The sequence below is a fragment of the Bacillus sp. J41TS8 genome, assembly GCF_018333035.1.
In the GTDB taxonomy this organism is placed as follows: Bacteria; Bacillota; Bacilli; order Bacillales; family Bacillaceae; genus Bacillus; species Bacillus paralicheniformis.
The window spans coordinates 22,682-29,020 of record NZ_BORF01000025.1 but is presented as its reverse complement, the minus strand read 5'-3'; the positions used below and the strand labels follow the sequence as shown (position 1 = coordinate 29,020).

Here is a 6,339-nt window from a genome sequence, read left to right as displayed (position 1 = left end):
ATCTCAAAAAGCTGGCGAATTGGACCTGGAAAGGTCCTCATCGCCAGCTTTTTCGTCGAAAAAATAGAACAAAATGGACAAAAATAGGTCGGATCATAGAAATCCGACCTATTTTGTCAACGGTCTGTGAGCAGAGGCTTCTAGCCTCTGCTCTTTTTTCGCCGTTCGATTTGTTTTTCCCTCTCGGCAACCACTTCAGTCCGGTCTCTCAGCAGGTGTTTATCGATGATGAAGGCGTCCGGTGGATCGTTTGCTCCCCACTCATACGACTTTTTTTCACATTGTTTCCGGCATGCTTTGATCAAAGATTCATCTGTGATTGGAAGCATGATGCTTTCATAAGGAGAATGGGCTTTGATTTTTTGGTAAGTCTTCCTTAACAGCTTGATGAAGCGGCTGTAATCCAATCCGAGTGATTCGACTGCGTCTTTTTCGGACACCAGGGTGCGGATGCTGTTCGCCATTAATCTCTCTGCACCGGCAAAATTGTTTCTCCGCTGATGATAGAGTGCGACTGCCAGCTGAATCAATCCAACCCAGTATGATTTCCGCTCGCCGGGATTGTTCTTTTTCCAATGGTCTTCTAAAATTTCGTGGCATTCAAAATAATCCCTTGACCCGTGGAATTCGGCCAGGTAATCGATATAAGCTTGGGGATACATCTGACATCCTCCTTTAAGTTTCCGTTAAAGTGTATCATAAGAACGGAACGGAGGAAAAACGGAGATATATCCAGGCTATGAAAAAAGCGCCCGGGTAACGGACGCTTCTCATTTTTATGTTAATAGATCCATGCCGCTCCTACAATAATCAACAAAATAAACAGAACGACAATCAAAGCAAATCCTCCGCCGTAGCCGAAGCCTTTACCTCCCATGTTGTTCCCTCCTCAGGTTTAAGATTTTACACAGTATTCTATGCAGCATACGCTCAAATCGTATAGGCGAATGCCAAAGCTTCTTAAATTATATTGGACTTCATGCAGACGCGTAATTTATACTAAAGGGTAGCCAGTTTTAGCCGGCTTAGAAGCGATTTTGAAAATGGTGAGAAATGAACATGGAATATCAGGTGAAAATCGAGGCGTTTGAAGGGCCGCTGGATCTGCTGCTGCACTTAATCAACCGCCTTGAAATAGACATTTATGACATACCTGTTGCGAAGATAACCGAGCAGTATTTATTATATGTGCATACGATGCGCGAACTTGAGCTCGACGTGGCCAGTGAATATTTGGTGATGGCTGCGACCCTTCTCAGCATTAAAAGCCGAATGCTCCTTCCAAAGCAGGAAGAGGAGTTGTTTGACGAAGAGTTTCTCGAGGAGGAAGAGGACCCGAGAGAAGAATTGATTGAAAAATTAATAGAGTACAGAAAATACAAAAGTGCCGCGCAAAATTTGAAGGAGCGCGAGGAAGAGCGGCAAAAAGCATTCGCGAAGCCGCCGAGCGATTTAAGCGACTATGCCAAGGAAATTAAACTCAGCGAGCAAAAGCTGTCCGTCACCGTTTATGACATGCTCGGGGCGTTTCAAAAGGTGCTGAACCGCAAAAAAATCAGCCGGCCGTCTGAAACTAGAATTTCAAGACAGGAAATACCGATAGAAGAACGAATGATGCAAATCGTCGATTGTTTGAAATCGTCCCGCAAAAGGATGCATTTTATGGAACTGTTCCCGTACGAACAGAAAGAGCATCTCGTTGTGACGTTTTTGGCGATTTTGGAGCTGATGAAAAACCAGCTGATCATCATTGAACAGGAACACAACTTTTCAGACATTTACATAACAGGGAGTGAAACGATTCATGACGCTTGATATCGTGAATTGGAAAGCCATTGTCGAAGCGCTTTTGTATGCCGCCGGCGACGAGGGCCTGACAAAAAAACAGCTATTATCCGTTTTGGAGATCGATGAAGCCGAGCTTCAGGATATTATGCTTGATGTCAAAGAAACCTATGAAAACGAAGACAGGGGCATCGAGCTTGTCGAGTACGCAGATACGTACATGCTTTCGACCAAAAAAGAATTCGCCGTCTATTTGAAAAAGCTGATTGAAGCCCCTTCAAAAGGGCTTTCTCAGGCTGCCCTCGAAGTTTTGGCCATCGTCTCATATAAACAGCCGATTACAAGAGCGGAAGTCGAGGAGATCAGAGGGGTCAAATCTGAACGGATTCTCCAGAGCCTTGTCGCAAAAGCGCTGTTGTGCGAAGTAGGCCGGGCGGACGGACCGGGCCGGGCGATCTTGTACGGTACAACCGAAACATTCCTTGAACAATTCGGCTTAAAAACGCTTGAAGAGCTTCCGCCGCTGCCCGAAAATGTAGAAGAAGACGGGGTTCAGGAAGAAGCCGATCTGTTCTTTGAGAACTTTAACCAGACGTTCGAAGATTTAAAATAGACTCACCTTAAGGACCGAAGTATGATAATATATATTATCGTATTTTTTATGTTTAATTTCATGCATGAAAGAATACGATTGTAACAAAGCGATGAGGAGAGGGTGCCGACACCAATGGGAAAATCTATGGCAAGAGCCCAAACCGAGCAGGCAGGCGAATTTTTAGCACAGACCGTTCAGACGCTGAGCGATTATTTAAACGAAACGACGCTCTCATCCCTTGAAGCCGAAGAGCCCGGGAGCAGAGATTATTATCGCGATGTCCTCAGCAACTTGAGAAAGCTGGCGGTTTACTGTGAAGAAGGGCTTCTGGCCTGCCGAATCAGGCTGCAGCAGAATCCTTTTCAGGACGCTGCCGCCGAAAGGACGCTCTATCAGATCTATCATCGATGCATAGAAGAATTTTTTACACCGAAAAAAGATACTTGGTACGAAGACAGCAGAGCGGCCTACACGGGAAAAAACGCCATTTGCTTTCACGAACCAGCGCCGGCCTCATTAAAAAAATTGATGGCTTCGCTTGAAACAGAATATCAATCGATGAGAGAAGAATTGGAATACTATGCGACTGACTATCGGCTGAAGATGGTTCAGCCGAGATCATAGCTTAAATGAACCGTGAGCCGGAACTCCCCCTTTCATGAAAGGGGGAGTTTTGATGTTGCTTTTAGATTTTTCTCGGGGAATCATCCAATTGGTGTTCATAACGGAAAGACAAGCGCATAAACTTGTACAAACAACCACAAGGACGTGAGAGAAAATGCGCTTTTTTCTAAAACAGGCTGCAGCAGCCATCATCATATGCTCTCTTTTATGCTCTTCATACCAAATCGCTGAAGCACAGCCTTCCCTTCATGTCAGCGCAAAAAGCGCGATTGTCATGGACGGGCAATCCGGACGGGTATTGTTTGCGAAGGATGAGCATGAAAAACGGCGCATAGCAAGCATTACGAAGATTATGACAGCCATTTTGGCCGTAGAATCGGGCAAATTGGATGAAACGGTCACGGTCAGCGACAGGGCGGTCAGAACGGAAGGATCATCAATCTATTTGACAAGCGGGCAAAAGGTGAAACTGAAGGACCTTGTTTACGGTTTGATGCTGAGATCGGGAAATGACGCAGCCGTTGCGATTGCCGAGCATGTGGGCGGAAGCCTGGAAGGCTTTGTCTACATGATGAATCAAAAAGCGGCCGACCTCGGCATGGAAAACACCCTGTTCCGCAATCCGCACGGACTCGATGACCACCCTGACCACTATTCCTCGGCCTATGATATGGCGCTTTTGACGAAATATGCGATGACAAACGAAACGTACCGAAAAATCGCCGGAACGAAGCGCTATAAGGCAGAAACGATGCAAGGCATCTGGAGAAACAAAAACAAGCTTTTAACAGGGCTTTACGAATACAGTACAGGCGGAAAGACGGGATATACCAAGCTGGCGAAGCGCACGCTCGTCTCCACTTCATCGAAAGACGGAACCGATTTGATCGCCGTCACCATCAACGCCCCTGACGACTGGAATGATCATATGAACATGTTCAACTATGTATACGGCCACTACAAAACATATATCATCGCCAAAAAAGGCGAGGTTCCGAAATTAAAAGACTCTTTTTACGGGAATAAAGCTTTTATTAAACGGGATGTCACATATCTGTTAAACGAAGATGAAACAGAAGACGTGAAGGTTGACATCGAGCTTCTTAAACCGAAAAAATCGTGGCGTAAAAACAAAAAAGAAATCCCGGACATCATCGGGGAAATGAACGTCATGTTCAACGGAAAAACGATTGCAAGTGTACCGATCTATTATGAAAACGAACGCAACAAAAAGCCGAAAAAATCGTTTTTCGAGACCTTTCAATCCGTATTCCAAAAAGCGGCAGGCGGTTCATCATGGTCAATATAATCTGGGTCGGCTTAACGGTGATCGGTCTGGTGTTTGCGCTTTTCAACGGAACGGTTCAGGAAGTCAATGAGGCCGTATTTAAAGGTTCGAAGGAAGCTGTCACGATTTCGATCGGCCTGATGAGCGTCCTTGTTTTTTGGCTGGGGCTGATGAAAATCGCCGAACAATCCGGGCTTCTCGAAAAATTCAGCAGGTTGTGCCGGCCGTTCATTTCAAAGCTGTTTCCCGAGATCCCTCCGGATCATCCGGCGATGGGGTATATTTTATCCAATTTAATGGCCAACTTTTTCGGATTGGGCAATGCGGCGACACCGCTCGGCATTAAAGCAATGGAACAGATGAAGGCGCTCAACCGGAACCGCAGGGAAGCGAGCCGCTCAATGATCACCTTTCTGGCGGTCAATACGTCAAGCATTACCTTGATTCCGACGACCGTCATCGCGGTCAGGATGACATATGATGCAAAGGCGCCGACAGACATCGTCGGTCCGACCATTTTGGCGACTTTAATATCGGGGATCTTTGCGATCTTCATCGACCGATACTTTTATTATAGAAGAAAAAAGAAGGGGTGAGCATTTGGAATTCATCAACTGGCTTTCTCTGGCCCTTATCCCGTTTATCATCGCCACGATTCTGCTATACGGTACATTCAAAAAAGTTCCGACTTATGAAGCGTTTGTTGAGGGGGGGAAGGAAGGAATCCAAATTGCATTTTCCATTATCCCTTATTTAGTCGGTATGCTTGTAGCGATCACGGTTTTCCGGGCTTCAGGGGCGCTCGATTTTTTTATGAATCTTTTAAAGCCCGTGTTTTCCGCCGTGGGAATTCCGACGGAAGTGGTTCCGCTGGCTCTGATCCGGCCGATTTCGGGAACGGCAGCGCTCGGCATGACGACCGATTTGATCGCCGTTTACGGGCCCGATTCGTTCATCGGCCGGCTGGCCTCTGTCATGCAGGGATCGACAGACACGACTCTGTACGTTTTGACCGTCTATTTCGGAGCGGTCGGAATCAAGAAAATGGGGGATGCTTTAAAGGTGGGACTGCTTGCTGATTTAGCGGGGGTTATCGCGTCTGTAATTATTGTAACATTGCTGTTTGGAAGCGCCTGATCAACAGGCGCTTTTTGCTTTTTAGCCAAAACTGTTTTACTTTTGAGGTGAGAAAGGATACATTTAAGGGCGGAGAGCTACTTTCCTAAGGAAGAAGGCGCCTCGCAAACTTGTTTGTTGGTCTGGAAAAAAGTAAGATAATACATGAGGTGAAAGATATGGAACGACTTCAAAAAGTAATCGCCCACGCCGGTATCGCATCGAGGCGGAAGGCGGAGGAGCTTATAAAAGAAGGGAGAGTCACGGTCAACGGCAAAACCGTCAGAGAGCTTGGCGTTAAAGTATCAAGCTCCGATCGGATTGAGGTAAACGGCGTCCAGCTTGAAAGCGAAGAACCCGTTTATTTTCTCCTGTATAAACCGAGAGGGGTTATATCAGCAGTTAAAGACGACAAAGGCCGGAAAGTTGTGACCGACTTTTTCACCGAGGTGGAGGAGCGGATTTATCCGATCGGAAGGCTTGATTATGATACGAGCGGCCTCTTATTGCTAACGAATGACGGGGACTTCGCCAATAAATTGATGCACCCGAAATACGAAATTAATAAAACGTATGTAGCAAAGCTGAAAGGCATTCCTTTAAAGGAGAATTTAAAAAAACTTGAGCGGGGCGTGCGCCTTGAGGATGGAAAGACAGCTCCTGCAAAAGTGAAGCTTTTGTCGCTTGATAAGAAAAAGCAGACAAGCATCGTCCAAATCACGATCCATGAGGGGCGAAACCGCCAGGTCAGGAGAATGTTTGAAGCCATCGGACACGAGGTGCTCAAGCTGAAAAGGGAAGAGTATGCTTTTTTGAACCTGGCGGGCTTGAAAACAGGGGAAAAAAGAGAGCTTACGCCTCATGAAGTCAAAAGGCTCAGGGCATTGGCAGAACACGGTAAAGCGGCTTTCTAAATTTTCACACAACCTTC

At 46.3% G+C, this 6,339-nt stretch carries 9 protein-coding genes; 7 read left to right on the top strand and 2 right to left on the bottom strand.

All coding sequences use genetic code 11. The features are described from left to right. Window positions 1–140: 140 nt before the first annotated feature. On the bottom strand, window positions 141–662 hold the full coding sequence (locus tag KI350_RS22340; protein ID WP_025811213.1) for a DUF309 domain-containing protein: 522 nt from the start codon (window positions 660–662) through the stop codon (window positions 141–143). A gap of 119 nt (window positions 663–781) precedes the next feature. Continuing rightward, a complete protein-coding gene (locus KI350_RS22335) occupies window positions 782–877 on the bottom strand; it encodes a YjcZ family sporulation protein (RefSeq protein WP_003183108.1) in 96 nt (31 codons plus the stop codon). A gap of 182 nt (window positions 878–1,059) precedes the next feature. Here KI350_RS22335 and KI350_RS22330 point away from each other — a divergent pair, with 182 nt between their 5' ends. The 7 genes from KI350_RS22330 to rluB all read left to right on the top strand — a co-directional run bounded on the left by KI350_RS22330 (window position 1,060) and on the right by rluB (window position 6,322). Next, complete coding sequence (locus tag KI350_RS22330) at window positions 1,060–1,815, top strand: segregation/condensation protein A (protein ID WP_020452009.1); 756 nt, start codon at window positions 1,060–1,062, stop codon at window positions 1,813–1,815. Next, window positions 1,805–2,398, top strand: coding sequence for an SMC-Scp complex subunit ScpB (gene scpB / locus KI350_RS22325; protein ID WP_020452008.1), 594 nt, complete (start codon window positions 1,805–1,807; stop codon window positions 2,396–2,398). Before KI350_RS22330 ends, scpB begins: the two co-directional genes overlap by 11 nt. 114 nt (window positions 2,399–2,512) lie before the next feature. Continuing rightward, window positions 2,513–3,004 carry a YpuI family protein gene (locus KI350_RS22320; RefSeq protein ID WP_020452007.1) on the top strand — a complete coding sequence of 164 codons (492 nt, stop codon included), beginning with the start codon at window positions 2,513–2,515 and terminating at the stop codon, window positions 3,002–3,004. Window positions 3,005–3,158: 154 nt separating this feature from the next. Further along, window positions 3,159–4,313, top strand: coding sequence for a D-alanyl-D-alanine carboxypeptidase family protein (locus KI350_RS22315; protein WP_020452006.1), 1,155 nt, complete (start codon window positions 3,159–3,161; stop codon window positions 4,311–4,313). Continuing rightward, entirely contained in the window at window positions 4,301–4,888 is a 588-nt protein-coding gene (locus KI350_RS22310) for a nucleoside recognition domain-containing protein (RefSeq protein WP_020452005.1), read from the top strand. The genes KI350_RS22315 and KI350_RS22310 overlap by 13 nt, the downstream gene beginning before the upstream one ends. A gap of 4 nt (window positions 4,889–4,892) precedes the next feature. Beyond that, window positions 4,893–5,429 (top strand): spore maturation protein, encoded by a 537-nt coding sequence (locus KI350_RS22305; protein ID WP_003183094.1) that lies wholly within the window; start codon window positions 4,893–4,895, stop codon window positions 5,427–5,429. 158 nt (window positions 5,430–5,587) lie between these two features. Continuing rightward, window positions 5,588–6,322: a 23S rRNA pseudouridine(2605) synthase RluB gene (rluB, locus tag KI350_RS22300; protein ID WP_009327967.1), complete on the top strand. Its 735-nt coding sequence runs from the start codon at window positions 5,588–5,590 to the stop codon at window positions 6,320–6,322. Window positions 6,323–6,339 lie beyond the last annotated feature (17 nt).